Annotated in this window: 1 protein-coding gene; it reads right to left on the reverse strand. The window is 45.1% G+C overall.

Annotated features, from left to right (window positions below):
- Positions 1–669: reverse transcriptase N-terminal domain-containing protein (locus GW828_RS19240; protein WP_273693550.1), on the reverse strand; the 669-nt coding region annotated here is incomplete at its 3' end.
- Positions 670–1,192: the final 523 nt, after the last annotated feature.

A 1,192-nucleotide genomic window follows, 5' to 3' on the forward strand; every position in this document is an offset into this window, starting at 1 on the left:
AAACAGCCCTTTGTCCATAAAACCAGACTTTAACCATTGTTCCAACATTCGTTTATCTATGGCGATGTTATCAATTAGCCATTGATGCCCGATTTTGTCAAAGCAGGATTTGATGTCCCCCTCAAGAACCCATTGTGCTGATTTCTTTAGAGCCAAACATTTGAAGCACTGATCGACTGCGTCAGCAGTGCTACGATTTGGTCTAAATCCATAGCTGTTAGGGTCGGCAAGCGTCTCCGATATAGGCTCTAATGCAAGAAGGTGGAGCGCTTGTTGTGCTCTGTCTATCATGCATGGGATACCAAGAGGTCTGAGTTTGCCATTCTTTTTGGGGATATAGATACGCTTGAGTGGTTTGGCTTGATATGCCTTCCTGCTCAATTGATTTACTGCTTTCATGCGGCGGGTATCTGTATTCCAGATAACACCGTCTATTCCAGGCGTTTTACTGCCTTTATTTTGTGATACACGCTTAACAGCAAGAAGTTTTGCTGAACGCGAGTGAGTCAGTATCCACTGCAACGCTTTCGCTTTACCGTGTTTCCCTTCTCGTGTTGCCTTTGCAATACGCATCTGAAGCTTTAATACATGCGGTTCAACAGATTTCCAGTCTATGGACTGCCATTGTTCGCTGTCAGGAGAGGCACTAATCTCTGTTGAAATCATCATTTGCGTTTCTCCTTGAATAAAGTTCTTCACATTATCTTGCAACGGGAGACCAGTCGGAAGTGGGCTCACTTTCGTGACCAGACACAAGTCTGTATCTGCATCGTTACAATGCAGCCTTTGCTTTTTCCAACCTCCTATACCTACATCACTATCGGCCAAATCAGCTTTCCCAAAGGGAGCGATATAGGCTTACCGTGTTCCGTATGTCGCGCAATGTCAGGTTAGATGCCCGCTATAGTGCGGAGAGCGTATTGATCACGAAAGAGCATGGGGCAATCTCTTTCCAACTCTCATGCCTTTTGGCTACAGCGTATTAACCACTTCCGCTGTTTCATCACATAACGCACCTTGCGCGGATTCACTTATGTTCATCATACTGACTACCTAGCACTCACCCAATTTGTGGTTATCAGGAGGATCGTTCTCTCACGATTTAGATCCCAATTAGTCCATGACCAATCTTCGTTACATTGTCAGGCTCGCTACTTTATTCAGAGCCCTAGGTTCATCTGGTGATACAGAT

This window comes from Shewanella vesiculosa (assembly GCF_009994065.1).
GTDB lineage: Bacteria > Pseudomonadota > Gammaproteobacteria > Enterobacterales > Shewanellaceae > Shewanella > Shewanella vesiculosa.